General features: G+C 72.2%; 24 protein-coding genes and 1 tRNA gene. 5 read left to right on the top strand and 20 right to left on the bottom strand.

Annotation, left to right across the window (positions count from 1 at the left end):
• Positions 1–36 precede the first annotated feature (36 nt).
• The 8 genes from DPA01S_RS02650 to DPA01S_RS02615 all read right to left on the bottom strand — a co-directional run bounded on the left by DPA01S_RS02650 (position 37) and on the right by DPA01S_RS02615 (position 10932).
• On the bottom strand, positions 37–924 hold the full coding sequence (locus DPA01S_RS02650) for a DUF559 domain-containing protein (protein WP_061229853.1): 888 nt from the start codon (positions 922–924) through the stop codon (positions 37–39).
• A gap of 379 nt (positions 925–1303) precedes the next feature.
• On the bottom strand, positions 1304–3142 hold the full coding sequence (locus tag DPA01S_RS02645) for an ABC-F family ATP-binding cassette domain-containing protein (RefSeq protein WP_061913835.1): 1839 nt from the start codon (positions 3140–3142) through the stop codon (positions 1304–1306).
• A gap of 2 nt (positions 3143–3144) precedes the next feature.
• Positions 3145–4146 (bottom strand): 4-(cytidine 5'-diphospho)-2-C-methyl-D-erythritol kinase, encoded by a 1002-nt coding sequence (locus tag DPA01S_RS02640; protein ID WP_061913925.1) that lies wholly within the window; start codon positions 4144–4146, stop codon positions 3145–3147.
• 10 nt (positions 4147–4156) lie between these two features.
• Positions 4157–5077 carry a 16S rRNA (adenine(1518)-N(6)/adenine(1519)-N(6))-dimethyltransferase RsmA gene (rsmA, locus tag DPA01S_RS02635; protein ID WP_061913923.1) on the bottom strand — a complete coding sequence of 307 codons (921 nt, stop codon included), beginning with the start codon at positions 5075–5077 and terminating at the stop codon, positions 4157–4159.
• Positions 5074–6264, bottom strand: coding sequence for a resuscitation-promoting factor (locus tag DPA01S_RS02630; protein WP_061913832.1), 1191 nt, complete (start codon positions 6262–6264; stop codon positions 5074–5076). Before DPA01S_RS02630 ends, rsmA begins: the two co-directional genes overlap by 4 nt.
• Before the next feature lie 342 nt (positions 6265–6606).
• Entirely contained in the window at positions 6607–7473 is an 867-nt protein-coding gene (locus tag DPA01S_RS02625; protein ID WP_061913830.1) for a TatD family hydrolase, read from the bottom strand.
• 9 nt (positions 7474–7482) lie between these two features.
• Positions 7483–9336: a methionine--tRNA ligase gene (metG, locus tag DPA01S_RS02620; protein WP_061229786.1), complete on the bottom strand. Its 1854-nt coding sequence runs from the start codon at positions 9334–9336 to the stop codon at positions 7483–7485.
• A gap of 78 nt (positions 9337–9414) precedes the next feature.
• The gene (locus DPA01S_RS02615) at positions 9415–10932 is read right to left on the bottom strand and encodes a BCCT family transporter (RefSeq protein WP_232302970.1); all 1518 of its coding nucleotides are present in this window, start codon (positions 10930–10932) and stop codon (positions 9415–9417) included.
• A 156-nt stretch (positions 10933–11088) separates the two neighbouring features.
• Here DPA01S_RS02615 and DPA01S_RS02610 point away from each other — a divergent pair, with 156 nt between their 5' ends.
• Positions 11089–12318, top strand: a complete 1230-nt coding sequence (locus DPA01S_RS02610; RefSeq protein WP_061913826.1) for an aminodeoxychorismate synthase component I — start codon at positions 11089–11091, stop codon at positions 12316–12318.
• A 13-nt stretch (positions 12319–12331) separates the two neighbouring features.
• Here DPA01S_RS02610 and rsmI read toward each other — a convergent pair whose 3' ends face one another.
• A complete protein-coding gene (gene rsmI / locus DPA01S_RS02605) occupies positions 12332–13171 on the bottom strand; it encodes a 16S rRNA (cytidine(1402)-2'-O)-methyltransferase (protein WP_061913824.1) in 840 nt (279 codons plus the stop codon).
• A 68-nt stretch (positions 13172–13239) separates the two neighbouring features.
• Between rsmI and DPA01S_RS02600 the strand changes: the two genes are divergently transcribed.
• Together DPA01S_RS02600 and DPA01S_RS02595 are read left to right on the top strand one after the other, a co-directional pair.
• The gene (locus DPA01S_RS02600; protein WP_061913822.1) at positions 13240–14751 is read left to right on the top strand and encodes a dolichyl-phosphate-mannose--protein mannosyltransferase; all 1512 of its coding nucleotides are present in this window, start codon (positions 13240–13242) and stop codon (positions 14749–14751) included.
• Positions 14752–14894: 143 nt separating this feature from the next.
• Positions 14895–15923: a mechanosensitive ion channel family protein gene (locus DPA01S_RS02595; RefSeq protein WP_061229789.1), complete on the top strand. Its 1029-nt coding sequence runs from the start codon at positions 14895–14897 to the stop codon at positions 15921–15923.
• A 48-nt stretch (positions 15924–15971) separates the two neighbouring features.
• Here DPA01S_RS02595 and DPA01S_RS02590 read toward each other — a convergent pair whose 3' ends face one another.
• The 11 genes from DPA01S_RS02590 to DPA01S_RS02540 all read right to left on the bottom strand — a co-directional run bounded on the left by DPA01S_RS02590 (position 15972) and on the right by DPA01S_RS02540 (position 25245).
• The gene (locus DPA01S_RS02590; protein ID WP_061229790.1) at positions 15972–16370 is read right to left on the bottom strand and encodes a DoxX family protein; all 399 of its coding nucleotides are present in this window, start codon (positions 16368–16370) and stop codon (positions 15972–15974) included.
• Positions 16371–16375: 5 nt separating this feature from the next.
• Positions 16376–17239 (bottom strand): SDR family oxidoreductase, encoded by an 864-nt coding sequence (locus DPA01S_RS02585; protein WP_061229791.1) that lies wholly within the window; start codon positions 17237–17239, stop codon positions 16376–16378.
• Positions 17240–17373: 134 nt separating this feature from the next.
• Positions 17374–18633: an NADH:flavin oxidoreductase gene (locus DPA01S_RS02580; RefSeq protein ID WP_439950978.1), complete on the bottom strand. Its 1260-nt coding sequence runs from the start codon at positions 18631–18633 to the stop codon at positions 17374–17376.
• Positions 18634–18761: 128 nt separating this feature from the next.
• Positions 18762–19079, bottom strand: a complete 318-nt coding sequence (locus tag DPA01S_RS02575) for a DMT family transporter (protein WP_061913818.1) — start codon at positions 19077–19079, stop codon at positions 18762–18764.
• Complete coding sequence (locus DPA01S_RS02570) at positions 19079–19462, bottom strand: DMT family transporter (RefSeq protein ID WP_082767725.1); 384 nt, start codon at positions 19460–19462, stop codon at positions 19079–19081. The genes DPA01S_RS02575 and DPA01S_RS02570 overlap by 1 nt, the downstream gene beginning before the upstream one ends.
• Positions 19419–20711, bottom strand: coding sequence for an alpha/beta hydrolase fold domain-containing protein (locus tag DPA01S_RS02565; protein ID WP_061229029.1), 1293 nt, complete (start codon positions 20709–20711; stop codon positions 19419–19421). Before DPA01S_RS02565 ends, DPA01S_RS02570 begins: the two co-directional genes overlap by 44 nt.
• Before the next feature lie 75 nt (positions 20712–20786).
• Positions 20787–20859: transfer RNA gene (locus tag DPA01S_RS02560), tRNA-Ala, on the bottom strand.
• Between the two features lie 123 nt (positions 20860–20982).
• Positions 20983–22224 carry a divisome protein SepX/GlpR gene (gene sepX, locus DPA01S_RS02555; RefSeq protein WP_061913816.1) on the bottom strand — a complete coding sequence of 414 codons (1242 nt, stop codon included), beginning with the start codon at positions 22222–22224 and terminating at the stop codon, positions 20983–20985.
• A gap of 120 nt (positions 22225–22344) precedes the next feature.
• A complete protein-coding gene (locus tag DPA01S_RS02550) occupies positions 22345–23004 on the bottom strand; it encodes a GNAT family N-acetyltransferase (RefSeq protein WP_082767729.1) in 660 nt (219 codons plus the stop codon).
• A 17-nt stretch (positions 23005–23021) separates the two neighbouring features.
• The gene (glp, locus tag DPA01S_RS02545) at positions 23022–24281 is read right to left on the bottom strand and encodes a molybdotransferase-like divisome protein Glp (protein ID WP_061229031.1); all 1260 of its coding nucleotides are present in this window, start codon (positions 24279–24281) and stop codon (positions 23022–23024) included.
• A 64-nt stretch (positions 24282–24345) separates the two neighbouring features.
• Positions 24346–25245, bottom strand: a complete 900-nt coding sequence (locus DPA01S_RS02540; RefSeq protein WP_061229032.1) for a UTP--glucose-1-phosphate uridylyltransferase — start codon at positions 25243–25245, stop codon at positions 24346–24348.
• Between the two features lie 65 nt (positions 25246–25310).
• Between DPA01S_RS02540 and DPA01S_RS02535 the strand changes: the two genes are divergently transcribed.
• The gene (locus tag DPA01S_RS02535; protein WP_061913813.1) at positions 25311–25937 is read left to right on the top strand and encodes a 5-formyltetrahydrofolate cyclo-ligase; all 627 of its coding nucleotides are present in this window, start codon (positions 25311–25313) and stop codon (positions 25935–25937) included.
• Between the two features lie 37 nt (positions 25938–25974).
• Positions 25975–26361, top strand: a complete 387-nt coding sequence (locus DPA01S_RS02530; protein ID WP_061229034.1) for an FmdB family zinc ribbon protein — start codon at positions 25975–25977, stop codon at positions 26359–26361.
• The last annotated feature ends 32 nt before the right edge of the window (positions 26362–26393 follow it).

The raw sequence follows: 26393 nt of genomic DNA, 5'->3' as shown, positions 1-26393 counted from the left end.
TTTCCGGGCTGGCAGGATATGCAGACCACATCGACCTCAGCGCACTGATCGGCCCCGTGCAAGAGCGCTCTCGATCTGACGGAGCACCGTAGTGGGATCCCTGAGCATCTGCGCCGTCACGCGGATGACCTGCCATCCGAGCTCCGCCAACTCGGCGTTCACCCGGGCGTCGTGCTCCCAGGTAGACCCGCGCCGGTGCAGCGTTCCGTCATAGAAGATGGCCACCCGCTCCTCCGGGTAGGCGAAGTCCGCGATCGTCACGTGGGCCCCGTACTCGTTATAAATTCTCAGTTGCGGCACGGCTGCGGGCAGATGCGATCTCTCGATGATCAGCCGGAGCCGGGTTTCCTGCGGAGAATCGGCCAGGTGGTCGCACGAGCGGAGGAGACCACGTACCCGCCGCAGCCCGTGAAGACCGCTCAATGCCGCCGCGAATGCACGGACCTCGTCCACCTCGGTTCGCGATCGATTGCAGACAGCATCGATCTTTGCGATCGCTGTGTCGTCGTCGTCCTCCCACCTCGCCAGATCGACCGCCGTACGCAAGACGCTGGTCGCAGTAATTCCCGAGCGAACGACCACCTGCTCAGGCGGTAGGGGCTCGCGCAGTCTCCGGCTACGAATGCCCGGCGGGTCGTGCGTGGGCGAGCGCGTGTACAGCTCCACCTCGCGCGACAGCGACCGGGGCGAGAACCACCGCTCGCCATGAAGACGCGCCGCGGCCATACCGCACGCCACCGCTCCCGCGGGCGCCCACAATGCCGCCGCAGCGAGGAGAGTGTCCGGGTCGGGAGCCGCTGCCGCGCTGACGTAGACGCCGGGGAAGACGCGTCGGTGGAAGGCCCGCAGTTCGTGGCGCGACACCCGGCCCGCGGCCAGAGCCTCGCTACCCAGGAACGGCGCGCCTGAGAATCTGTTGTCCACGAGAACGATCTTCGGTCCCGGATCTGCTGCGAACAGCGCGAGAGAGGGCGCCTGGGGATGATGTGGACGAGTATCCACAGCCCGGGCACCCCGACATCCCGCCGGAGTATCCACAGCCCGGGCACCCCGACATCCCGCCGGAGTATCGACAGCCCGGGCACCCGGCGCCCCTCCGCGCGTCGATCTATAAGTTTGGCAGCAGTGAGGGCGGTATCGCGGCGGAAATCCCGACTTCGGTGCGGCCACAATGTGCGTGGGTACTGCCAAAACGGGGCTAGCCGGCGCCGTGTCGGAAACCGCCGGCCGGGACGGAGGGCGGAGCCAGAGATCGCGGCCCGAAGCGGGAGGCAGGGACGGGATCGAGCTGGACCGCCGCGCTTCAGCCCTCGAGTTGCTCGCCCAGCTCCATCCACCGCTCCTCGAGCGCGTCCTTCTCCGCGGAGACGTCCTTGAGCTCGCGATCGAGGGCTGCCAGTTTCTCGGTGTCCATGACGCCCTCGGACACCGCCGCCATCGCGCGGTGGAGTTCGGCCTCGCGGGAGTCCAGCTTGCCCATCTGGCGCTCGATCTTGGACATCTCCTTGGTCAGCGCGCGCTCCTCGGCGGAGCTGAGGCCGGAGCCCGCGCCGGCCGCCGCGCCACCGGAGCCCGCCGCGCCGGCCGAGGCACCCCCGACGGGCCCGCGCGACACCTTCCCCGAGTCCCCCGCCGCCCCGGCGGCGCGACGGCGCTCGAGGTACTCGTCGATCCCCCGCGGCAGGTTGGTCAGCCGGCCGTCGCCGAACAGCGCCCATACGGAGTCACAGATGCGCTCGACGAGGTAGCGGTCGTGGGAGATCACGACCATCGTGCCGGGCCAGCCGTCCAGCAGGTCCTCGAGCTGCCGCAGGGTGTCGATGTCGAGGTCGTTGGTGGGCTCGTCGAGCAGCAGCACGTTGGGCTCGTCCATGAGCACCCGCGTGAGCTGCAGCCGCCGCCGCTCCCCGCCGGACAGGTCACCAACGGGCGTGCGCTGGCGGGCGGGAGAGAAGCCGAGCCGCTCGGCGAGCTGCGACGCGGTGAGCTCGTCCTTGCCGAACGCCACGCGGGTGGCGACGTCCTCGATCGCCTCCAGCACGCGCTGGTCGAGCGGCAGGTCGTCGAGCTCCTGTTTGAGCCAGCCGATGCGAACGGTCTTGCCCTCCTTGCGCCGGCCGGCCGCCAGCGGAGCCGCCCCCGCGAGGGCGCGCAGCAGAGTGGTCTTGCCGGAGCCGTTGACGCCGACCAGGCCGATGCGCTCGCCGGGCGCGAGCCGCCAGGTGAGGTCGTCGACGAGGGTGCGCCCGTCGGGGGCGTCGAGGCGCGCGTCCTCGAGCTCCACCACGACCTTGCCCAGCCGCCGCGCCGCGAAGCTCGACAGCTGTAGGGAGTCGCGCGGCGGCGGCACGTCCTTGATGAGCGCCTCGGCGGCCTCGATGCGGTAGCGGGGCTTGGAGGTGCGGGCGGGGGCGCCGCGGCGCAGCCAGGCGAGCTCCTTGCGCATGAGGTTCTGCCGCCGCGACTCGGTGGCGGCGGCCTGCCGGTCGCGCTCGGCGCGCGCGAAGACCCAGTCGTTGTAGCCGCCCTCGTACTGCTCGACGCGGCCGTCGACGACCTCCCAGGTGCGGGTGGCCACCGTGTCGAGGAACCACCGGTCGTGGGTGACGACGACGAGCGCGCTCGATCGCCCGACGAGGTGGTCCGCGAGCCACTGGACGCCCTCGACGTCGAGATGGTTGGTCGGCTCGTCGAGGACCAGCAGGTCCAGGTCCTGCACGAGGGCCGCGGCCAGCGACACCCGCCGTCGCTCGCCGCCCGACAGGTCCGCGACGGGGGTCTCGAGCCCCAGGTCGTGGATGCCGATGCCGTCGAGGACCGCGCGGACGCGGGCGTCCCCCGCCCACTCGTGGACGGCCAGCCCGAGCCCGCCGACGACGGCCTCCCCCACCGTGTCGGCGGCGAGTTCGGTGCGCTGCGTGACCACGGCCATCCGCAGGCCGGAGACGCGGGAGACGCGCCCGGAGTCCGGTTCGGCGACGCCGGTGAGGATCTCCAGGAGGGTGGTCTTGCCGCCGCCGTTGAGGCCGACGACGCCGATGCGGTCGCCGGCGTTGACGCCCAGGGAGACGTTGTCGAGAACCTGGCGGATGCCGAAGGAGATCGATCCCTGCTCGAGGTTGATGAGGTTGGTGGGGGCCATCTCTACTTTCCTGTGGAGTCGACGCCGGGGCCGGTGACGCCGGACGGGTCGTCGCTGATGATGTGGGCGCCGCCGACCGGGCCGCGGGTGACGCGCACCTCGCGGGCGACGCCGGACTCGCTGATCTCCGCGGCCACGGCGATCGCGTGGTCGCGGTCGGAGCAGAAGAACAGGCAGGTGGGGCCGGAGCCGGAGACCATGCCGTGCAGGGCGCCGGCCTCCTGCCCGGTGCGCAGCGTCTTGCGCAGGGCGGGCCGCAGCGAGAGTGCGGCGGGCTCCAGGTCGTTGGCCAGCAGGGCGGCGACGGCTGCGGGGTCGTCGCCGGCGAGGGCCTCGACGAGCGGCTCGACGCCGCCCGCACGCGGCACGGACCGCTCCGCGCGCAGCCGGTCGAGTTCGGCGAACACCCTCGGGGTGGACAGTCCGCCGGCGGCGAGTGCCACCACGACGTGCTGCTCGGCGCGCGCGTGCAGCAGCGTCGCGAGTTTCTCGCCGCGCCCGGTGCCGAGCGCCGTGCCGCCCCGCACGCAGAACGGCACGTCACTGCCCAGACGTGCGGCCCGCTCCTCCAGCGCCGCCCGGCCGAGTCCCAGACCGAGCAGCCGGTCCGTGGCCACCAGCGCGGCCGCGGCGTCCGCGCTGCCGCCGGCCATCCCGCCGGCCACGGGGACGCCCTTGTGTATCCGGATGGCGATCCGGGCATCCGACCCCGCCTCCTCGCGGAGCAGGTCGACCGCCCGGGCCGCGAGATTGGTCCGGTCCGTGGGCACCTGCGGGGCCCCCGGCCCGGTGACGGTGATCTCGTCGTCGTCGCCAGACCCGGCGGCGCCGCCGGCGAACGACACGGTGACGCGCTCCCACATGTCCACGGCGCGATAGACGGTGAGCAGGTCGTGGAAGCCGTCTGGGCGGGCGTCGCCGACGCCCAGGTGGAGGTTGATCTTGGCGGGGGCGACGGCCGTCACGGCGCGCGCGCCGTCGGGGGTGAACACGTCGCGGGGCATGACCACCAGCCTACGGCTCGCGGTGCCCCGGCCCGATCCCGAGCCGCGCCGCCGCCGCCGCGACGCGCACGAAGTCGGCGGTGGTGAGCTGCTCGCCGCGGGCCCGCGGGTCGACCCCGGCCTCGGTGAGGGCGAGTTCGGCGTCCGCGCCGGAGCCCGCCCAGCCGGACAGCGCGGCACGCAGTGTCTTGCGCCGCTGCGCGAACGCGGCGTCGACCACGGCGAACACCCGCCGGCGATGCTCGGCGCCCAGGTCCCACGGCGCCTCGGGGTACGCGTCGATACGCACGAGGCCGGACTCGACGTTGGGCACGGGCCAGAAGACGTTGCGGCCCACCACGCCGGTGCGGCGGACGGTACCGAAGAACCCGGCCTTGACGCTGGGCACCCCGTACACGCGGGAGCCGGGCGCGGCGGCCAGGCGGTCGGCCACCTCGAGCTGCACCATGACGAGCGCCGTGCGCAGGGTGGGCACCTCGGCGAGCAGGTGCAGGAGCACGGGCACCGACACGTTGTACGGCAGGTTCGCCACGAGCGCGGTGGGCGACGGCTCGCCCAGGTCGGCGGCGGACACGGCCAGGGCGTCGGCGCCCACGACGGTGAGCAGCTCGGCCAGCCGCGGCGCCCGCTCGGCGACCGTGCGCGGCAGCCGCGCGGCGAGGACCGGATCGATCTCCACGGCCACCACGCGTCCGGCGGCGTCGAGCAGCGGCAGGGTCAGCGACCCGAGACCGGGGCCGACCTCGATCACGGTGTCGTCGCGGCCCACACCGGACGCGGTGACGATCTTGCGGACCGTGTTGGCGTCGTGGACGAAGTTCTGGCCCAGGGTCTTGGTGGGCGTGACGCCCAGCTCGGCGGCGAGTGCGCGCACCTCCTGCGGACCGAGTGGCTCGGCCTCCCCGCGGAAGGTCGCGTCCGGGCCGGTCAGCGCAGTCCCAGCTTGGCGGTGCAGGCGGGCCAGGCGCCCCAGCCCTGCGAGGCCTGGACCTTCTCGGCGATCGCGATCTGCTGCTCGCGGGTGGCGAGATGCGCGCTGGGCGCGTACTGGCCGCCACCGTGGCCGGTCCAGGTGCCGGCGGCGAACTGCAGCCCGCCGGAGTACCCGTTGCCGGTGTTGATGCTCCAGTTCCCGCCCGACTCGCACTGGGCGATCGAGTCCCACACGCCGCCGTTCGAGACGGCCGGCGCGGAGGGCTTCGGCTTGGTGCCCACGCGGATGACGGCGGGGCGGGCCTCGGTGAGGACCTTCTCCGCGCCGCGGGCGCGCTCGGTCTCGACGCCGTTGACGCGGGTGATCGTGTAGACGACCTCGCGCTCGCCGGGAGCACCGGGATCGACGACCGTGCGCTCGCCCTCTGTGGCCTCGGGGTCCTCGGTGGTCTGTTCGGGGGCCTTGAACTGCTCGACCGCGGTCTCCTCGGCGACGGCCACGCGGGTGATGGTGACCTCGGTGCCGGGCTCGACGGGGGCGTCCGGGGCCGGGGTGACAGTGTCCAGCGGGCCGAGGGTGATGCCGGCGCGCTCGAGGAACTGCCCGACCGTCTCACCGGGTGAGGCCATCGGGGTGGCGGGGCCGCCGTGGTCGGACAGCAGCGCCTCGCGCGGGGTCACCACGGAGACGGTGGTGCCGTCGAGCGGGACGTCCGCGTCGATGCGCGGGCTGACGTAGCTGCGGGGCGGGACGTCGTCGCGCTCGGCCACGAGGTCGGCGACGGTGGTGGCGGTGGTCCAGACCTGCTCGCTGCGACCGTCGACCTCGACGGTGACGGGCCGGGCGCGCAGCAGGGTGACGGTGTCGCCGTCGTCGATGCTGTCGCCGGGCGCGATCACCACGTCCCGGTCGTCGACGCTGTAGCCGGCGTCGGCGAGCGCGGCGCGCACGTCGGAGCTGAAGGTGACCAGTTCGACCTGCTCGCCGTCGACCTCGAGGGTGTAGGTGGTGCGCTGGTCCAGCGCCGCGACGCCGCCCACGACGAGGGTGGTGAGCATCCCGGCCACGGACAGCCGCAGCATGGTGGAGCGGGATCCGTGGAGTCGGTGAATGGGGTCGAGCAGGCCCCGCGTCCCGTCGGGTCGGGTGCCCGTGGGGGTGTCGGTCCGTGCGTCGTCAGCCACTGGTCGGTTCTCTCCTCGTATCGCCCGTGAACGGCCGTACGGCCGTCCGCGTTTCATCACGGTAGCGTAACGAGGCGGTGGAGCGTCGGCAACGCGCCACCCCCTGACGTGCATTGATGTGACGACGACGACAAGGGATTCAGGTCACGTTTCGTTACACGATCCCCGCGAGCCCCGTTCGTACCTCGAGTCACACGGGCCCCTCCCGGCAGCCCCTCCCACCTAACCCCGCAGGGCAGGCCCTCCCGGCAGCCCCCTCGAGATCCGCTACCCGGACTCGACAACCGCTACCCCTGTAGGACTAGCGGATCCCGGCGGAGGGTAGCGGATTCGAAAAGGGGGTCAGACGGTGAGGCCGAACACGGCGCGGGCGGTGTCGGCGACCTCGGCGACCAGGTCCTCCGGCGACTGCCCGCGGACCTCCGCGATCGCCCGGACGGTGTATCCCACCAGACCCGGCTCGTTGCGAGCCCCCCGGAACGGCTCCGGGGCCATGTAGGGGGCGTCGGTCTCCACGAGCAGCTGTCCGGGGGGCGCCAGGCGGGCGGCCTCGCGCAGGTGCTCGTTGGCCTTGAACGTCACGTTGCCCGTGAAGGACAGCACGTACCCGCGCGCCAACGCCTCCTCCGCGACGTCCAGCGGCGAGGAGAAGCAATGGAGCATGACGTGCGGGATGCCGGAGTCGGGGCCGGCGACCTCGCCCAGGACGTGCATGAGGTCGGCGTCGGCCTCGCGGTTATGGATCATCAGGCACTTGCCCAGCTCGGCGGCCAGCCCGGCGTGCCAGCGCAGGGACTCCTCCTGCTCGGCCGGGTCCGCGCAGTCGTCCATCTTTCCCACCCAGTAGTGGTCGAGGCCGGTCTCTCCCACCGCCACGACGCGGGGGTGGGCGGCGAGCTCGCGCAGGCGCTCGCGCACCTGCTCGCCGTGCTCGGGATCGGTGGTCTCGCGGGCGCGGGTGGGGTGCACGGCGACCGCGGCGTAGACCCGCTCGTCGGCCTCGGCGGCGGCGACCGCCGCCTCGGACTCGGCGAGGTCGTCGCCGACGGTCACCATGGCGGCCACGCCGGCGAGCGCGGCCCTGTCGGCGGCCGCGCGCACCTCGTCGGCGGTGCGGTGCCCGCAGGAGTACAGGTGCGTGTGCGCGTCGACGAGCCCGGGCAGCCGCTCGGGCAGGACAGGGGTCGGGCGGGACTTGCGCTTACCCATGGCGGGCGCTCAGCCCTCCCCACCGTCGGTCGGATGCTGGATGGGCGCCCAGGTCGGCCCGGTCTCGGCCAGCTCGGGATCGACCTTCGCGAAAAGCGGGCTCGGCTTGGCCAGCGGCGTGCCGGGGGCGATCGCGGTGCGTCCCCAGCGGGCCTGCTCGGCGGCGTAGTCCCCCATGATCACCGGGTACGTGCGTCCGGCGGCGGGCAGGCCCTCGCCGACGAGCTCGACCGGCATGTCGTCGGTGACCTCGTGGACCTGCGGCGCGGCGGCCCACACGCCCTGCCCACCGATCGCGCCGTGGATCTGCTGCGCGGCGGACGGCAGGTACGGGGTGAGGAGTGTGTTGGCGTCGGAGACCACCTGCAGCGCGGTGTGCAGGACGGTGCCCAGGCGCTCACGCTGCTCGGGCTCCTTGGCCAGCTTCCACGGCTCGGTGGCGGCGATGTAGCGGTTGGCCGCGCCCACGATCCGCATGGCCTCGGTGACGCCGGCCTTGAACCGGGAGCGCTCGAGGTGCGCGCCGACGGTGGCGAACGCGGACTCGGCGTCGCGCAGCAGCTCGGCGTCGAGGTCGGTGAGGGTGCCCGGCCGCGGGATCTCGCCGAAGTTCTTGTGCGCCATGGACACGGTGCGGTTGACCAGGTTGCCCCAGCCGCCCACGAGCTCGGCGTTGGTGCGGCGCACGTACTCGTCCCAGGTGAAGTCGGTGTCCTGATTCTCCGGCCCCGCCACGGCGATGAAGTAGCGCAGCGCGTCGGGGCCGAACTCGGCCAGGAAGTCCCGGACGTAGATCACGACGCCGCGCGAGGACGAGAACTTGGACCCGGACATCGTGAGGAACTCGCTCGAGACCACCTCGGTGGGAAGGTTGAGCGCGCCCAGCGCCCCGGGCTCACCGCCGCGGGCGCCCCGGCCGTCGTAGCCGATGAGCTCGGCTGGCCAGATCTGGGAGTGGAACGTGATGTTGTCCTTGCCCATGAAGTAGTGGGACACGGCCTCGGGGTCGGTCCACCAGCGGCGCCACGCCTCGGGCTCACCGGCGCGCCACGCCCACTCGATGGACGCGGACAGGTACCCCACCACGGCGTCGAACCAGACGTAGAGCTTCTTGTCGCCGCGGTCGGACCAGCCGTCCACGGGGATGGGGATGCCCCAGTCGATGTCGCGGCTCATAGCGCGGGGGCGCAGGTCCTCCAGCAGGTTGAGGGAGAACTTGAGGACATTGGGCCGCCACTCCTCGCGCCCTTTGAGCCAGTCCCCCAGCGAGTCGGCCAGCGCCGGCAGGTCGAGGAACCAGTGTTCGGTCTCGATGAACTTCGGAGTCTCTCCGTTGATGCGCGAGCGTGGGTTCTTCAGGTCCGCCGGGTCGAGCTGGTTGCCGCAGTTGTCGCACTGGTCGCCGCGTGCGCCGTCGTCGCCGCAGATGGGGCAGGTGCCCTCGATGTAGCGGTCCGGCAGGGTGCGCCCCGTCGACGGGCTCACCGCGCCAGTGGTGGTCTTGGCGACCATGTAGCCGTTGCGGTGCAGCCCGCGGAACAGCTCCTGCACCACCGCGTAGTGGTTACGCGTGGTGGTGCGGGTGAACAGGTCGTAGCTCAGGCCGAGCCCGGCCAGGTCGTCGACGATCACGCGGTTGTAGCGGTCGGCGAGTTCCTGGACGGGCACGCCCTCCTTCTCGGCCTGCACGAGCAACGGGGTGCCGTGCTCGTCGGTGCCGGAGACCATGAGCACGTCGTTGCCGGCCATGCGCTGGTAGCGCGAGAAGACGTCCGACGGCACCCCGAACCCCGAGACGTGTCCGATGTGTCGGGGGCCGTTCGCGTACGGCCATGCGACCGCGGTGAGGACTGTCTTCGCCATACCTACAGACTAGTGGTCACGTCCGCGGGGGCCGTGCCGGGCGTACACCCGCACGCCCGGCGCGCCCCCGGGGTCGCGTCAGGCCGCCTCGGCCGCGGGATCTCGCGAGAGCGATTTGTGGATGGACACGCACAGCGCGATCAGCACCAGCACGAACGGCGAGGCGGCGATGATCGTCATGTTCTGCAGGCTCGACAGGGCGTCGCCGCCACCGTCACCGGCCACGAGCATGATGATCGCCACGGCGGCGGTGAACGACCCCATGAGCATGACGAGCCAGCGGGTCGGCTCCTCCACGCCGCGCTGAGCCATGCCGCCCATGACGATCGACGCCGAGTCCGCGGAGGTGATGAAGAAGATGGCGATGAGGACCATCGCCACCACCATGAGCACGGGCGCGAGCGGCAGCTCGCGGAGCAGGTTGAACAGCTGCGGCTCGAGTGACCCGTCGCCGAAGACGCTGCGTCCGGCCTCCTCGAGATAAAGCGCGAAGCCTCCGAAGATGGAGAACCAGATCACCGACAGGGTGCTGGGGATCAGGACCACGCCGATGATGAACTCGCGCACGGTGCGCCCACGGCTGATGCGGGCCAGGAACATGCCCACGAACGGCGACCAGGAGATCCACCACGCCCAGTAGAAGACCGTCCACCCGGAGAGCCATTCGGCGGCCTCACCGTTCTCGCTCACCGCGGTGCGCGAGGCCATGTCGAAGAAGTTCGAGAAGTAGGTGCCGATCGTGGTGGGGATGAGGTCGAGCATGAAGAACAGGGCGCCGGAGAAGATCGCCACGAACAGCGCGAGCGACACCGCCAGGATGAGGTTGACGTTCGACAGCAGTTGGACGCCGCGGCTGATTCCGGAGGCAGCCGAGGCGAGGAACACCAGGCCCAGGACCACGATGACGCCCACGACCAGGGCGATGCCGCCACCGCTGACCGCGCCGGTCTCGTTGAGCCCGGCGCGGATCTGCAGGGCGCCCAGGCCGAGCGAGGCGGCGGTGCCGAAGATCGTCGCGAGGATGGTCGCGATGTCGAGGACTCTCCCCATCCACCCCGCGGCCCGCTTCTCGCCGATGAGCGGGACGAAGGCCTGGGAGATGAGGTGGCCGCGCTTGAAGCGGTAGGCGGCCAACGCGAGCGCGAGCCCGACGATCGCGTACATCGACCACGGGTGCAGGGTCCAGTGGAACGTCGTCGTGGCCATGGCCACGTCGTACTGCTGCTCGTGCCCCGGCGGCGGCTCCTGGAAGTGGGTGAGCGGCTCGGACACGCCGTAGAACATCAGCCCGATGCCCATACCCGCGGCGAACATCATGGCGATCCACGACCGCGTGGAGAATTCCGGCTTCTCGTCGTCACCGCCCAGGCGGATGCCGCCGAACCGGGACAGGGCCAGGTAGATCGCGTAGACCACGACTGTGGTCGAGACGAGGATGAACAGCCATCCCACCGTGTCCACCACCAACGAGAACGCCTCACCGGCGGCGTTCTCGAACGAATTCGTGTAGAACGAGCCCCAGAGCACCACGATGAGCGCGATGATCGTGGTGGGCACGAGGACCGCGAAGTCGACGCCCGGACGGGGCCCGCGCACAGGGTCCTCTGGGGCGTCATTCGACGCGTCGAAAGCTTTCTCTCGTGACTTTGGCATACGTCGAACCCTGTCAACAATCTAAGGTGAGCGCAAGATAATAACGCGCTTATCGGACCCTGGCGCGGGTTCGACGCCCCGGGGTGGCACGATCGGACGGTGCCCGATTCCACCCCCACCGTGCCGGCGCTCCTCCGCGCCCTCCACGAGCGGTCGCGGGCCCTCGGGATCGGTCCCCCGGCGGCGTTCCTCGGCGACTGGTGCGGCTCCCCGGCGGTGATCATCCCGTCCGTGGACCTGCGGCCGACCCGGCCCGAGCAGGTCTTCTCGGTGGCCGGCGACCTCGTCGTCGTCGGGTTCCGCTCCTTCCCCGACCACGTACCGGACGACGCCCCCCTCCTGCCCGCGGCGGTCCGCGGCACGGCCACCGGCAGGCTCACGCTCGCCCCCGACGGCCGGTGGCGGGGCGACGGCACCGCCCCCGACCCGCACGAGGTGGTCCGCCGGTACGGGCCGCCGTCATCCGGGGGCACCGGTGACGACGAGGGCGTCGGCGACGACGGTGGCGACGACGACGAGGTCGGCATCCCCCTCACCTGGGCCGCCCCCGACCGACGCGCGCACAGACGTGCCGTGGTGGACTGCCTCGAGGCGATCCGCGCCGGCGAGGTCTACCAGACCTGCCTGAGCACCCGCCTCGACGGCAGGCTCCGCGCGGACCCGCTCGAGACCTTCCTCTCCCTGGCCCGCCGCGCCCCCGCCGCGCGGTCGGCGTACCTCGAGGGCGAGTGGGGCGCGGTGCTGGCCTTCTCCCCCGAGGAGTTCCTCGTACGCACCGGCGACGACGTCCGCACCAGCCCCATCAAGGGCACGGTGCCCGCCGACCGCGACCCCGCCGAGCTCCTCGCCTCCGCCAAGGACGTCGCGGAGAACATCATGATCGTCGACCTCGCACGCAACGACCTCGGACGTGTGGCGGACGTGGGTTCGGTGAGGGTGTCCGACCTGCTCGCCGTCCGTCCCGCGCCCGGCGTCCACCACCTGGTCTCCACCGTCACGGCGCGGACCTCGGTGGACCACGACGCCCTCGTGGCCGCCACCTTCCCGCCCGCCTCGGTCACCGGGACCCCCAAGCAACGTGCCCGGGAACTCATCGCCGGCTGGGAGCCGCGGTCCCGCGGCCTGCACTGCGGCACCTACGGGTTCGCGACCGCCGACACCCTCGACCTGGCGGTGGCCATCCGCACCCTCGAGGTGGCGCCGGACGGCCGCTGCGAACTCGGGGTGGGCGGCGGGATCACCATCGACTCCGACCCGGACGCCGAATGGGACGAATGCGTGCACAAGGCGGCGTTCACCTGGGGCGGCGGGCCCGCGCCCTGGCTCTGAGCCGCCCCGCCCCTCAGGCGCGTGAGTCGAGCACGGCCTGGTAGAGGTCCCGCTTGGTCACCGCCGACCCCTCGGCCACGGCGGCGCAGGCGTCCTTGAGCCGCTCCCCCGCCTCGACCCGCTCCTCGACGACCTCCACGAGGTCCTCGAGGGTGGCGGTCGACCCGGCGGCGTCGGCACCCTCGACCACCACGACGATCTCACCCAACACGCCGCCCGCCGTCCGCTCGGCCAGCTCACCCAGGGTCCCGCGCAGGACCTCCTCGTAGGTCTTGGTCAACTCCCGGCACACCGCTGCCCGGCGGTCAGCGCCCAGGACCTGCGCGGCCTCGGCGAGCGTGTCGGCCAGGCGGTGCGGGGACTCGAAGAACACACACGTGCGCTCCTCGGTCGCCAGCCGAGCCAACCACGTCCGGCGCCGGCCGGCCCGCCGCGGCGGGAAGCCGTCGAAGCAGAATCGGTCGACCGGCAACCCGCTGAGCACCAACGCCGTGGTGACCGCGGACGGGCCCGGCAGACACGTCACCGGGAGCCCGGCCTCGATACACGCCACGACCAGCGAATACCCGGGGTCCGACACCGCCGGCATCCCGGCGTCCGTCACCACCGCCACCACGTCACCCGCGCGCACCCGGTCGACCAGCTGGGGCACGCGGCCCGCCTCGTTGTGCTCGAAGTAGCTCATCACCCGGCCGCGGATGGTGACCTCCAGGGCCGTCGCGAGCGACCGCAGGCGGCGGGTGTCCTCTGCGGCGACGATGTCCGCCGTGGCCAGCACGTCGCGCAGGCGATCCGAGGCGTCACCCGGGTTCCCGATGGGGGTGGCCGCCAACACGACACGTCCGGACGTCATGCCGACCACCCTATCCGCCGGGTGAGGCGTGTCCCCTGGCGGCGCAGGCGCCACACTATGCTCGGCTCGTGACCTCGACCCCCGGCGTGCGGTCCCCCGGACGTCCGCTGCCCGCCCCCGACACCGGCCCGGTCGACACGGCCCGCGACTGGATCGTCACCGGCGTCATCCTGGTCCTGGCGTTCGTCTCGCGGTTCTGGGGGCTGGCCTCGGCCACCGACAAGGGCACCCCCGTCTTCGACGAGAAGCACTACGCGCCGCAGTCGTACGACATCGCCCGGCTGGGCATCGAGGAGAACCCCGCCTACGGCCTCGTCGTCCACCCGCCCGTCGCCAAGCAGATCCAGTCCCTCGGCGGGCTGCTCTTCGACTACACCCCCATGGGCTGGCGGTTCACCGCCGCGCTGGCGGGGGTGCTGGTGGTGCTCATGGTCATGCGTATCACCCGGCGGCTGACCCGCTCCACCCAGCTCGGGTTCGTCGCCGGCCTGCTGCTGTGTCTGGACGGCGTCACCTTCGTGACCTCCCGCATCGGCATGCTGGACATCTACCAGGTGCTCTTCGTCGTGGCCGCCGCCGGCGCACTGCTGGTGGATCGCGACCAGATGCGCGGTCGCATGCACCGCGCCGCGCTCGAGGGCCGGCTCCACCTCTCCGAGCTCGGCCCCCGCCTCGGGTTCCGCTGGTGGCGGTTCACCGCCGGCGTGATGCTCGGCCTCGCGCTCGGCGTGAAGTGGTCCGGCCTGTACTTCATCGCCTTCTTCGGCCTCATGACCGTCGCCTGGGACTGGGCCCTGCGCAGCCGCTACGGCGTCCACCGCCCGCTCGCCGGCGCGCTGCTGCGCGACGCGGTGCCTGCCTTCCTCACCCTGGTGATCTGGCCCGCGACCCTGCACCTGTTCACGTGGCTCCCGTGGTTCGCGGGCGAGAACTCCGTGTACCGGCACGCCGTCCCCGAGAAGGTCGCCGACACCTGGCTACCCGACGCACTGCAGTCGTGGCTGTACTACCAGTCGTCGGTCCTGGACTTCCACTCCTCGCTGACCACGTCCGCCGGCAACCGGCACCCCTGGGAGTCCAAGCCGTGGACCTGGCCCATGAGCCTCCGGCCGATGCTCTACTACGTCGAGCAGGGCGAGGGCGTGGTCGGGTGCGGTGAGACCACGTGCGTCCGCGCGATCATGCTGATCGGTACGCCCGCGATCTGGTGGCTGGCGATCCCGGTGCTGGCGTGGGCGTTCTGGCGCGCGGTCGTCTCCCGCGACGGGCGCTACGCTTTTCCGCTGGTCGGCTACATGGCCGGGTATCTGCCCTGGTTCTTCCAACACGACCGGCAGATGTACTTCTTCTACGCCTCCGTCATGGTGCCGTTCTTCGTCATGCTCATCGCGCTGGTGCTCGGCGAGATCGCCGGCAGCGCCACCGACTCCCGCCGGCGCCAACTCATCGGGCGCGGGATCGTGAGCGTGTACCTCGCCCTGGTGATCGTGAACTTCATCTACATGTTGCCGATACTCGCGGGGCTGCCGATCACGCAGACCGAGTGGAATCACCAGCTCTGGTTGCCGTCCTGGCGCTGATCGGCCGCCTCGGCCCGCCCCGGACGTCCTGAGCAGCCGCTGTGCATCGCGCCCGGGCCCCCATTTCGTGGTGACGGACCCGCCGGGCCGTCAGTAGCGTCGCGGAGGTGAACGAGCTACCCATTCCCTTCGCCGATCTCCCGATGAGCGACGTGACCCAGCAGTGGCTGGTCGAGAAACCGGTCACGATCGCCATCTACATCGTGCTGGCCCTGGTGGTGCGCTGGCTGCTGCACCGCGGCATCGACCGGGTCACCGCCCCCTCCGGAGATGGGTCGGTCTCCGGGTGGCGGCGACGCCGCCAGGAGAGGTCCGACCGGCGCGACGACGAGGCCGGATCGGCGCACGACACGGACGGCCACGACGGCGACGTCAGCGCGGACGAGAGCGGGGGCCTCACCGCCGCGAGCCTGAAGAAGCACAACCGCCGCCGCGACGCCGAGCACGTGCGGGCCGAGCAGCGCCGCGCGCAGCGGCGGGCCCAGCGGATGGCGACCATCGGCTCGGTGCTCAAGTCGCTCGTGTCGTTCGTCGTCCTGGTCTGGGTGGTCCTGCAGACCCTGGCGATACTCGGCGTCAACGTCGCGCCGTTCATCGCCTCCGCGGGGATCGTGGGCGTCGCCCTCGGCTTCGGCGCCCAGACCCTCGTCCGCGACTTCCTGTCCGGACTGTTCATGCTCTTCGAGGACCAGTACGGCGTCGGCGACTGGGTGGACCTCGGCGAGGCCGAGGGCACCGTCGAGCACGTCGGCCTGCGCATCACCTCGCTGCGCGACCTGCACGGCACCCTGTGGTACTGCCGCAACGGCGACATCGCCCGCGTCGGCAACTACAGCCAGGACTTCGGCGTGGCGTTCCTCGAGATCCCCGTGTCCTACACCGCCGACGTCGACCGAGCGTGCACCGTGGCGATCGAAACCGCCAAGCAGGCGGCGGCCGAGGAGCCCATCGCCTCGAACCTCATCTCCGGGCCGGAACTGCAGGGCGTCAACGCGCTGGACGCAGATTTCTGGTCGCTGCGGATGACCGCCGTGACGCAGGCCAACGCGCAGTGGGCCACCGAGCGGGAGTTGCGCCGCCGAATCCGCAAGGCCTTCGACGAGGCCGGGATCGACGCGCCCTACCCGGAGGGCCTGCCGGTCTCGGCGATGCGCGCGATGGCGGCCGAGTAAGGCACCGCTGAGCGACCTCCTGCGGCCGCGGCGGCGCCGGCGGCGGCGTCAGCCGCCCAGCACCCTGTCGATACTGAACCTGCCGGCGCCGACCGCGGCGATGAGCAGCGCCCCCACGCCGAGCGCCACGACGAGCTCCCAGCCGTTCTGGGTGACGAACGGGCCGTGGATTGCGTGGACGAAGTACAGGGCGCCGAACATGTCCACTCCGAGGAGGATCCCGGCGAGCGGGGTGAGCAGTCCCGCGACGAGAGCGACCCCGGCCACGAGTTCGACCCCGGCGACGATCGCCGCGGTGACCTCCGGCTGCGGGATGCCGTAGCCCGCGAACTGCTCCCCCACCCGCGCCAACCCGAGTGTGAAGAACTTCTGCCACCCGTGCGCGACGAAGACCACGCCGATGCCCACACGGGCCAGCAGGATGGCGGCGTCGCGGAGGGTCTCCATCCCCCTCACGGGAGGATGCCCTGTCCGACCTTGGTGATCCGGCGGTTGAGAAGCGTCATCGCCAGGTTGTACAGCGGCGGGGCGAACCTCTGGGCCGCGAACCCCACGCGGACGTCCGGCGAGGTGTAGACGATGTAGCGGCCCTTCCGCACCCCCTCGAGCATCTTCTCGGCGGCCTCGTCGGGGGTGACAGCGTGACGCCGGAACTGGTCGACTGTCTTGGCGACCTCAGGGGTGGAGCGGTCGACGCCCGCGATCTCGATAGTCTCGACCAGCGGGGTGTCGACGCCGCCGGGGCAGACCAGGTGGACCCCGATGTCGTAGGGCGCCAGGTCGAAGCGCAGCACCTCGGCGATCCCGCGGATGCCGAACTTGGCGGCGCTGTAGGCGGCGTGCCACGGCAGACCGAGCAGACCGGCGGCCGAGGAGACCAGGGCGAGGGCCGAGGGCTTACCGGCCGTCATCATGGCCGGCACGAACGCCTCCACCACGTGGACGGTGCCCATGAGGTTGACCTCGACCATCGACCGCCACACGCGGTGCTCGAGCAGGTCTGGTCGACCCCATGCCGAGTTGCCCGCGACGTGGAAGACCGCGTCGGGGGCCCCGTGCGCGGCGATGACGCGCTCGCCGAAGACGAGGACCGCGTCGTGGTCGGTGATGTCGAGCGCCTCGGCGGCCAGGACGGGCGCACCCGCGTCGCGGCAGGCCTGCTCGACCGATGCCAGCCCGTCGGCGTCACGGTCGGTGAGGACGAGACGGGCCCTCTCACGGGCGAGCCGGATCGCCGTCGACCGACCGATCCCGCTGGCCGCGCCCGTCACCACGCAGACCTTGCCTCTGTACTCCCTGATGCGTCGCCTCGACATCTGCTCCCCTGTCCCGGCCCGCGTCGTCGGCAGCGGACCGCCTGATGTGCTCACCGTAGCGGCCCGCGGGTGCCGTCGAGGCGGTGTCGGTCGGGCGCGTCCCCTCTCTCGGGCCTCCTCTCAGACCTGCTCTCTCAGGCCTGCGGCGTGAGCTTGGTCGCCTGGAGCGTGTCGTGGCCGCCGCGCGGCGGGATCGGCGGCACGTACTCGCGCAGCACGCACCGGCTCCCGCTGTAGATGGTGGCCATGCACCGGTTGCAGTGGACACACAGCGAGCGACGACGCTCGTCCTCCCTGAGCTTGTTGGGGAAGTCGGGCTCGCGCAGCAGAGCGCGGCCCATGGCGACGAACTCGAAGCCCGCGTTCATCGCCTTGTCGATGGACGGTCGGTCGACGATGCCGCCGAGCAGCATCATCGGCAGGTCGACGGCCTCGCGGATCTGGCGGGCGTCGTCGAACATGTACGCGTCGGTGTAGGGGTACTCCTTGAACATCTTCGGTCCGACGACCTTCATGCCCATCTTGATCACGGGCGGCTGGGTGGCGGCGAACTCCTCCAGCGGCGCGTCACCCTTGAACAGGTAGATCGGGTTGAGCAGGGAGCTGCCGACGGTCATCACCAGCGCGTCGGCCGAGCCGTCCTGCTCCAGCCACCTGGCGACCTGCCGCGCCTCGTCGATCCAGAAGCCGCCGGGCACGCCGTCGTCCATGTTGAGCTTCATGGTGACGGCGATCGTGTCGCCCATGGCGTCGCGGATGGCACGGCCGATGCGGCGGGCGAAGCGGGCGCGGTTCTCCAGCGACCCGCCGTACTCGTCCTTCCGGCGGTTGAGCCTCGGACTGAGGAACTCGCTGACGAGGTAGTTGTGACCGAAGTGCACCTCGATGGCGTCGAAACCGGCCTCGTAGGCGCCGCGCGCAGCCCGGACGTGGTCCTCGACGATCCGGTCGATATCGGCAAGGGTGCACGCCTTGGTGAGGGCCAGGCCGGTGGGCGCGGGGATGCGCGACGGACCGAGCGGGGTCATCCCGTTGGAGGCGCCGTTGGCGACCGCACCGGCGTGGCCGACCTGGGCGGAGATCGCGGCACCCTCGTTGTGGACCGAATCGGTGAGCTTGCGCAGCATCCCGCCGTCGTCCATACCCCAGTGATATTGGTGCTTATCGGTGCGACCCTCGGGCGACGTGGCGAGGTAGGCCACGGTCGTCATACCGACCCCGCCTCGGGCGTACTCGGTGTGGAACTCGATGAGCTCGTCGGTGATCCGCCCACGGGGACACCGGCCCTCGAAGGTGGCGGCCTTGACGATGCGGTTCCGCAGCGTGACGTTGCCGAGCTTTCCGGGGCTGAAGACGTCGGGGGCGGGGGTTCCGGGCGCGAGAGTCATGCGCATACTGTAACCCGTTCTAGTGGCGCAGTCACGGCCTTGGCCTGCGCTTATGCACACCGTGTGCAGGTTTCTCGACGGGCGCGTGCGGCACACCCCGCCTACCTGCGGGGGATAGGGTCGCCTAACCGCGGTCAGGCGTCCGCGCCGAGTTCGACGAGCAGCACGCCGCAGGCGATGAGGACGATCCCGGCACCCATCAGCGGCGTGAGCGGCTCGCGGAACAGCAGGCGGCTGAACACCGCGGCCAGGGCGACACCGGCGGCGGTCCAGATGCCGTAGGCCACGCCGAGCGGCATGCCGGCGGCCAGGGTGAGGGACAGGAACACGAACGCCACCAGGTACCCGGGCACGACGGCGGCGTACCACCGCGCGTCGTCGACGGCCTTGCGGAGGGAGAGGGTCGCCGCGAGCTCACAACAGATGGCGACGACGAGGTAACCCCACGCCATCACGCGGCCCCTACCGCTCGGGCGCGAGCCCGCTGGGATCCGAGTTCGACGCACAGGACGCCGGCGATGATGACCGCGATACCGGCCACCATCAGCGGGGTCAGTGGCTCGGCGAAGATCAGCGCGGACAGGCCCGCGGTGAGCGCGACGCCGGTGGCTCCCCAGATGCCGTAGGCCACGCCCAGCGGCAGCCCCGCCTTCAGGGTCCGGGCGAGGAACACGAAGGCGCCGAGGTAGCCGATCACCACCACGACGTAGAGCGCGGGCCTGTCCAGCGCGCCTTTGAGTGCGAGCGACCCCGCGACCTCGCAGACGATCGCCGCGGCCAGGTTCAGCCACTTACCGGTCGGTCGTCTCCCGGACGCGATAGTCCCCTCGGTCACGGGGGCCAACTGTATCGGCGTCCACCGCGGTCGCCGTCACCGCCGTGCGGATGTGTCCGGCCAGCACGGCGAGCGCCGACGCGCCCTCGGGCGTCCCGGCGACCACGGGGAAGCAGTGGACCATCCCGGGCCACACCCGCAGATCGACGGTCGCTCCCCGCGCGGTGCTCGCGTCGACGAAGCCGCGGACGTCGTCGACCACGAAGTCGTCTCCCCCGCAGACGATCGCGACCGCCGGCGCACTCGCGTCGAGCGGCCGGCGGGCCGGGGAGATCCCCGGGTCGTCGACCGGGGTGTCGCCCGCGTAGGCGTCGCGACAGTCGGCGGCGATGGACGGGGGCATGAGCGGATCGAGGGCACCGCCGGATCGCTCCCCGCCGAGGGGCTCGGTGAGGTCGACCCAAGGGCTGATCAGGGCCAGAGCAGCCGGTCGTTCGCCGCCTCCGCGAAGACGGTCGAGCAGTCCCAGCGCGAGGCCGCCGCCCGCCGAGTCGCCGGCGATCGCGACCCTCTCGGCGCCGCCGACGTGCTCGGCGAGGTGCCGGAACGCGGCCTCCGCGTCGTCGAGTGCCGCCGGGTACCGGTGCTCGGGCGCCAGCCGGTAGTCGGGCACGTACGTGGTCGCCCCGGCGAGGCGGGCCAACGCCTTCGCCATGGTGGCGTGCGTGTCCGACGAGCCGGCGACATAGCCGCCCCCGTGCAGCACGAGCAGGCCGGGCGCGTCGTCCGCCCCGTCGATCCACAGACCCGGCACCGGCGCACCGTGCGCGGGCCGCGTCCGCCGGCGCGCCCCCGTCGCCCGGGACGCGGTCGTCGCGACCGCCCGCAGCGCCCGGATCCACTTCTCGTCGAAGGGCGCGATGGTCAGGACGGGCCGGACGACCAGTTGCAGGCCGGCGCGCTGGAACCGTGCCGGCAGGCTGGGCCGACGGGTGACGGCGATCCGCCGGTCGGCCTCGGTGACGAGCCGCCGCGCGAGCAGTGAGAGGATGGCCCGTAGAACCGGCCGCGGGAGCCCAGCGGTGGGCCGCGCCGGCAGGCTCCACTCGAGTTCTCCGCCGCCGTCGGGACGCGCGCGGACCGTGACGCGGCCCAGGTGCCGGTGCACCCACCAGATCGGGATCGGGCCCGCCCATTCGCGCCACCGTGCGGGGTCGGCGGCGAGTGCGAGGACGTCGGCGGGGTCGGCCGAGAACCGCGCGCGGACCGGAGCCGCCCGGCCGACCGCACTGCCATCTCGACGTGCCACTACCGCACCTCCCCGGATAGCGGAAAGGCCGTCCCCGCTTGCGCGGAAACGGCCTCTGAACTCGAAGTCCTTGGGTGGAGCTAAGGGGAATCGAACCCCTGACCTTCTCGATGCGAACGAGACGCGCTACCAACTGCGCTATAGCCCCTCGCCGCCCTCGCGGGCCGCGATGCCCCTCTTCCGAACTCTTCCAAGAGGCTGTGCCGCCCTCTCGAGCAGCGTGGAATACCTTACCAGCATGGTCGGGCAGCCGACCAAATCGGGGGTCCGATCAGCCCACCGCGCGCCGCAGCGGCTCGCGGTGACGACGCCGCTGATCGTGGTGACCGGGGTCGGTGTCCAGGTCCTCGCGGTGGGTGTCGAGCACGTCGAACGCAGGGTCCTCGTCGTCGATCTCCAGCACCACCGCACCGGGCCGGCGCAGCCGCGGCGGCACGATCGACAGTTCATCGTCCTCGCGGGACTCCACGCCCAGCCGGGCGCGACGCATGCGCTCGATGCGGCGGCGGCGCAGGCTCTCCTCCAGCTTCACCTGACGGCGCAGGTACATGAGGTAGGCAGCGAGCAGCAGGACGGAGCCGCCGGCGAACCACCACACGGCGGGGACGGTGAGAAGGGCCAGGACCACGGCGACCACCGAGAGGCCCACGAGGATGAGGGCCGTACGCTGCCGGGCGTGCGCGCGCTGCTCGGCGGCCTGCCGGTCCGCCATCGGGTCGTAGGCCCCGCGCCCACGACGCCGCTCGGCGAAGTCCAGATCGGCGTCGGTGAGCTCCACCTCGGGCGCGGCGGGCCGCCGACGACCCCGGTGGGTGAGCACGGCCTCCTCGTCGATGCCCGCCGCGTCCTCGGCGTGACCCGTCGGCCCGGCCGGCCGCTCCCCCGCGGAGCGTTCGACCAGCTCGCCGTCGACGACCACGGGCCGCCGCGCGTCCTCGTCCGCGCCCTCGTCCACGCCGGCGTCTCCCGCACGGACGTCGGTTCCGACTCGCACGTCACCGACCTCGGCGGCCACCACCAACGCGCTCTGCTCCGACACGGAGGCCACCGCGCGCACGGAGTCGCTCTCGTCCGCCACCACGACCGCCGGGATCTCCGAGGTGATCTCCTCCGAGGTCTGCTCGCCGCCGTGGGCACGCTCGCCCGCGGTCGCGGCGGCGCGCCGCTCCTCCATGGCGCGGCGCACGGCCTCGCCACGGCGGCCCGCGGCCTCGCGGCGCAGGGTCTGCTCTAGCAGGTGCTCCCACGTCTCGGTGTCGAGCAGCTCGGCGTCCGTCGCGCCGGCCCCGGTCGGCAGTCCGAAAACGGACTCCTCGGATTCGGCCTGCACGGGATCGGCCGCGGCGCGCCCACGACTGGGCACCAGGCGGCGGGAACCGCCGGAGTACAGCGTGCGCGTCTGCGCCAGCGCGTCACCGGTGCGGCGGATGGGATTGCGCGACCGGATGAGCATTGGCGCGAGGACGAACAGCCAGACCACCACCAGCAGGATGATCAGCAGCGAGCTCGACATCGATCAGGCCTCCTCGAGCGTCTACCCCGACTCGGGACGTCGTGGTGAGGATCCAACCGTAACGGCGCGCGAGCCCCGTGAAGCGGCGGCGCGCCGCAGGTCACGATGCTCAGGACATCCTCAGGCGCGCCGGGCCCGGCCGGCCTCGACGAGCGCCGCCACCGCGCCCCGGCCGTGCTCCTCGCGGGTGCGGGCGACCAGGAGATGATCGCGCCACGCGCCGTCCACGTGGAGGTAGCGCCGCAGCAGCCCCTCCTCGCGGAATCCGCACCTCTCGAGCACCACGCGGCTGGCCGTGTTCTCCGGTCGGACGGTCGCGTCCACGCGGTGCAGAGCACCCGGCCCCAGGGCGTGGTCCACGCCCAGTGCCAGCGCCGCGGTGGCCACCCCGCCGCCGACGAACGGGCGGCCGACCCAGTAGCCGATCCACCCGGAGTGCAGGGCGCCGCGGACGATGCCGCCCACGGTGAGCTGCCCGCAGAAGCGGCCGTCGAGCTCGATGGCGGCGGGGAGGGTCGCTCCGGCGCGGGCGTAGCGTCGGAGCTGGGCGTGGATGGGAGGCCAGGCGCGCGGGGAGTTGTTCTCGTGCCACCGGCCCTCGACGGTCGGCTCCCACGGCTCGAGGTAGTCCCGCTCGAACAGCCGCAGCGCCGACCAGGCGCGCGCGTCCCGTCGGCGTACCGGCCTCAGGGTGACGACGCCCGCGGGCACGCGCAGCGGCCCCGCCTCGAGGGGCCACCCGGGGTGGGCGGCCGTGTCGGCGGTCAACGCGTCCCACACGCCGCTCACGCCCCGGTTCACCCCCGCTGGGCGAGGAACATCACGTCGACCTCGTCACCCGCCCTCACGGCGGTGACGCCGGGATCGATCACGACGAGGCAGTTGGCCTCCGCGAGCGACGCGAGCAGGTGCGTCGAGGACCCCTGGGCACCGCCGAGGGCGCGGACCAGGTACTCGCCCGTGTCCGTGTCGCGCATGAGCTGCCCGCGCAGGTAGCCGCGACGCCCCTCGACCGACGAGATCGGCGCCACCGTGCGGGCGCGGACGGTGCGGCGCATGGGCTGACGCTTGCCCAGCGCGATGCGGATGAGGGGCCGCACCATGATCTCGAAGACCACCAGCGCGCTCACCGGGTTGGACGGCAGCAGGAAGGTGGGGACCTCGTCGCGACCGAGCCGGCCGAAGCCCTGCACCGACCCGGGGTGCATGGCGACACGGTTGACCTCGATCTGCCCGAGCTCGGCCATGACCTGGCGGATCCGGGTGGTGGCCTCTCCGCCGGCGGCGCCGGAGACCACGACGAGTTCACTGCGGACGAGCTGACCCTCGAGCACCTCGCGCAGTCGTGACGGCTCGGTGCTGGCGATGCCCACCCGGTGGACGTCGGCACCGGCGTCACGGCCGGCGGCGGTGAGGGCGTAGGAGTTGACGTCGTAGACCTGCCCGGTGCCGGGTCGGCCGTCGACGTCCACGAGTTCGTCGCCCACGGAGATGACCGACATCCGCGGCTTGGGGTGCACGAGCACCTTGGCGCGGCCGACGGAGGCGAGAAGGCCGACCTGGGCGGGACCGATGATGCTGCCGGCGCGGACGGCCACGTCGCCGGGCTGGACGTCGTCGCCGATGCGGCGGACGTAGTCACCGGTGCGGACGGTGCGGGTCGGGACGATCTGCCGGCCGTCGGGGGCGGCCCAGCCGACCGGCAGGACCGCGTCGGCGAGGGTCGGCAGCGGCGCGCCGGTGTCGACGCGCACGGTCTGACCGGGCTGCAGCCGGATGGGCTGGCGGGAGCCGGCGGTGATCTGGCCGACCAAGGGCAGGGCCACGGGGCCGTCCGGCGCGTCACCGCCCCGGTCGCCGGGGCCGTCGGGCCGGACGTCGACGCTGCGCACCGCATAGCCGTCGATCGCGGCCTGGTCGAACGACGGGAGCGGGCGCTCGGCCACGACCTCCTCGGCACACAGCAGGCCCTGCGCCTCGGAGATGGCCACGCGCACGGGGCGCGGGGCGACCGCGGCCGCCGTCACCAGAGCAAGCTGTTCCTCGACGGAGCGCACCAGGTGCTCCTTTCCCGTACCCGTCACCCGCGCGAGCGGGCCCGCCTCACCAGTGAAAAAGGGGTTACGACCCCAGTCTGTCCGCGAGCCACTCGCGGAGGTCGTCCGTGTACGCCGGGTTGTCCAGCGCGAAGTCCACGCAGGCCTTGATGTAGCCGCCCGGGTTGCCCAGGTCGTGCCGCGTACCGTCGTGGACCACCACGTGCACGGGGTGTCCCTCGCCGATGAGCAGGTCGATCGCGTCGGTGAGCTGGATCTCCCCGCCCGCGCCCGGCTCGGTCCGACGCAGCGCGTCGAAGATCGCGCGATCCAGCACGTACCGCCCGGCCGCGGCGAGGTGGGAGGGCGCGTCCTCGGCGGCCGGCTTCTCGACCATCCCGAGCACCTTCTTCACCGACGGGTCGTCGGTGTCCTCCACCTCGAACACGCCGTAGGAGGAGACGTCGTCCGGGTCCACCTCGAACGCGCACAGCACGCTGCCGCCGCGCTCGGCGCGGACGGCGTTCATCCGGCCGAGGATCCCGAACGGCAGGACCAGGTCGTCCGGCAGCAGCACGGCCACGGCCTGCTCCTCGTCGCCGAGGACCGACTCGACTTGCGCGATCGCGTGTCCCAGCCCCAGGGGCTCGTCCTGACGGACGTCGACCACCTCGATGAGCCCGGGCGCGCGCTGGACCTTGTGCAGCAATACATCCTTGCCGCGGCCCTCGAGCGTGTCCTCGAGGACGGAGTCCTCGGCGAAGTGCGCCATCACGCCGACCTTCCGCTCTGAGGTGACGATCGCGAGCCGCCCGGCCCCCGCCTCGGTGGCCTCCTCGGCGATGAGCTCGATCCCCGGCGTGTCCACGACGGGCAGGAGCTCCTTGGGCACCGTTTTGGTGGCGGGCAGGAACCGGGTCCCGAGACCGGCCGCCGGGACGACGGCGGTCCGGAACTGCGGCGCGGGTGAGGTGTCGGACGTCATGGCGACCACCTTAGACCGCGTACCCGGCACCCACGTGTGACGCCACGCGCGGCAGACTGTGGCTCATGTCGCAGGACGACCCCGACGTCGGCGCGGGGCCCACCACCGACGCCACCGTGAAGGCACGGTTGCGCCGGGAGGTCCTCGCGCGCCGCGCTGCCGTGCCCGCGCCGGTGCGCGTCCGGCGGGACCGGGCGATCCTCGACCACCTGGCGGGGATCGTCACCGCGGGGATGGTCGTCTGTGCGTACGTGCCCGACGACGACGAGGCCGGCGGACGGGGTCTGCCGGAGGAGCTGGCGCGCCGCGGTGCGCGGGTGCTGCTGCCCGGCTCCCCGGCGCGCGGCCCGGTGGAGTGGGCGACGTACGCCGGGCCGGCGGACCTGGTCCGGGGCCGGTTCGGCATCCTCGTGCCGTCGGCACCGCCGGAGGGACCCGAGCGCATCGCCGACGCCGATCTCGTGCTGGTGCCGGCCGTGGCCGTCGACCGCTCCGGGACGCGGCTCGGGCGGGGCGGCGGCTACTACGACCGCTCGCTCGCACTGGTCGGCCCCCGCACCCGACTCCTCGCGCTGGCCGACACGGAGAACGTCCTCGAGCACATCCCCGCCGAGGCCCACGACCGCCCCGTACACGGCGTGATCACGCCGGACGGCGTTCTCGACTTCGGAACTTGGCACTCGCCGGAGTAGAGTGCCAATCACAATCCGATACGTCTCGGGAGGCCAGATGCCCACCTACTCCTACCGGTGCCGCGACTGCGACGTCGCCTTCGACATCCAGCAGTCCTTCGACGAGGACTCGCTGACGGTCTGCCCGCAGTGCAACGGCGGCTTGCGCAAGCTCTTCAACACGGTCGGTGTCGTCTTCAAGGGCTCCGGCTTCTACCGCACGGACAGCCGCGGCGCCGGCGAGGGCGGGTCGTCCGGCTCGGCCTCGTCCGGGTCCGGTTCCTCGGGCGGCTCCTCGAACGGCAGCTCCTCGAATGGCTCGTCGAGCGGCGGGTCCTCGCCCTCCGGGTCCTCGGGATCGGGGTCCGGTTCGGGCTCGAGCGCGACCGCCGGTGCCGGCTCGTCCTCGGGCTCGTCCAGCTCGTCGTCGTCCTCGTCGTCGTAACCGGCCTCGAAGTCGACTCCCCCTGCCGGCGG

Origin of the sequence: Dietzia papillomatosis NBRC 105045, assembly GCF_001570845.1 — a bacterium.
GTDB lineage: Bacteria > Actinomycetota > Actinomycetes > Mycobacteriales > Mycobacteriaceae > Dietzia > Dietzia cinnamea.
Note: the sequence above shows the minus strand (reverse complement) of the source record. Positions and strands in the feature narration are given on the sequence as shown.